At 70.4% G+C, this 1,884-nt stretch carries 1 protein-coding gene; it reads right to left on the bottom strand.

Annotation, left to right across the window (positions count from 1 at the left end; genetic code table 11):
* Positions 1 to 39: 39 nt before the first annotated feature.
* Positions 40 to 1,794: an NAD+ synthase gene (locus tag FGD71_RS35055; RefSeq protein ID WP_119104601.1), complete on the bottom strand. Its 1,755-nt coding sequence runs from the start codon at positions 1,792 to 1,794 to the stop codon at positions 40 to 42.
* Between the last annotated feature and the right edge of the window lie 90 nt (positions 1,795 to 1,884).

Here is a 1,884-nt window from a genome sequence, read left to right as displayed (position 1 = left end):
GCCCGGTGCACACCGGGCGCCCCCTTCGCCGTACCGACCTCAGACGTGCTCGCGCCAGCGGTTCGTGATCGGCAGTCGGCGGTCCTTGCCGAAGCCCTTGGCCGAGATCTTCGTACCCGGCGGGTACTGGCGCCGCTTGTACTCCGCCGCGTCGACCATGCGCAGCGTCTTGGTGACCAACTCGTGGTCGAATCCGGCGGCGACGATCGCGTCGGCGCCCGTATCACGGTCGACGTACAGCTCCAGGATCGCGTCCAGGACGGGATAGTCCGGCAGCGAGTCGGTGTCGACCTGGCCCGGGCGCAGCTCGGCGCTCGGCGGCTTGGTGATGGAGTTCTCCGGGATCGGCGGGGTCTGCCCCCGCTCGGCCGCCGCCCGGTTCCGCCACCCGGCCAGCCGGAAGACCGACGACTTGTACACGTCCTTGATGGGCCCGTACGCGCCGACCGAGTCGCCGTAGAGCGTCGAATACCCCACCGCCAGCTCGGACTTGTTGCCCGGCGCCAGCACGATGTGACCCTCCTGGTTGGAGATCGCCATCAGCATCGTGCCGCGCAGCCGCGACTGGAGGTTCTCCTCGGCGAGCCCCGACAGCCCGAGCGAGGCCATGTACGCGTCGAACATCGGCTCGATCGCCACGGTCCGGAGGTTGAGCCCGGTACGCCGCGCCAACTCGGCCGCGTCGTCCTTGGAATGGTCCGAGGAGTACTTGGAGGGCATCGAGACCCCGTACACGTTCTGCGCGCCGAGCGCGTCGCACGCGATGGCGGCGACGAGCGCGGAGTCGATGCCACCCGAGAGCCCGACCAGCACGGAGCGGAAACCGTTCTTCGCCACATAGGCCCGCAGCCCCACCACGAGCGCCGAGTACACCTCCTCGTCGTCGTCGAGCCGCTCCGCGTACCCTCCGGACAGCTCCGGCTCGTACGCGGGCAGCGGCTCCCCGGAGAGGACGAGGTGCTCGATCCGCAGCCCGTCGTCCACGACGCCCGAGGGGGGCTCTGCGGCAGCGGCGGGCAGATCGAGGTCGAGGACGATGCACCCTTCGGCGAACTGCGGGGCCCGTGCGACGACTTCGCCGTCCCGGTCGACGACGATCGAGTCACCGTCGAAGACGAGCTCGTCCTGTCCGCCGATCATGGCGAGATACGCGGTGGTGCAGCCGGCCTCCTGCGCCCGCTTGCGCACGAGCTCCAGGCGGGTGTCGTCCTTGTCGCGCTCGTACGGGGAGGCGTTGATGGAGAGCAGCAGCCCCGCCCCGGCCGTTCGTGTCGCCGGCACCCGGCCGCCGTCCTGCCAGAGGTCCTCACAGATCGCGAGGGCCACATCGATGCCGTGCACCCGCACGACCGGCAGGGTGTCGCCGGGCACGAAGTAGCGGAACTCGTCGAAGACGCCGTAGTTCGGCAGGTGATGCTTGGCGAAGCGGAGCACCACTTCGCCGCCGTGCAGCACGGCGGCGGCGTTCCGCGGTGCTCCGGCCGGCTGCCCGTACTTCGGCTGGGCCGTCTCCGACCGGTCGAGGTAGCCGACGATCACGGGCAGATCCCCGAACCCCTCGTCGGCGAGCCGCACGGCCAGGTCCTTCAGAGCCGCGCGGGAAGCATCCACGAAGGACGACCGCAGAGCCAGGTCCTCGACGGGATACCCGGTCAGCACCATCTCCGGGAACGCCACCAGATGCGCTCCCTGCTCGGCCGAGTGCCGGGTCCAACGGAGGATCGCCTCGGCGTTCCCGGCGAGATCGCCGACCGTCGAGTCGATCTGATTCAGGGCGAGGCGTAGTTGAGGCACGCGGCCCAGTCTAATCGTCAAAGCGACGCGATGGGGTGTGGCGAGCCCCACGCCCGCGCCCCGCGCCCGCCCCTCGACGAGGGACGGGCG

Source organism: Streptomyces sporangiiformans (assembly GCF_005768555.2).
GTDB classification, from domain to species: Bacteria; Actinomycetota; Actinomycetes; order Streptomycetales; family Streptomycetaceae; genus Streptomyces; species Streptomyces sporangiiformans.
Note: the sequence above shows the minus strand (reverse complement) of the source record. Positions and strands in the feature narration are given on the sequence as shown.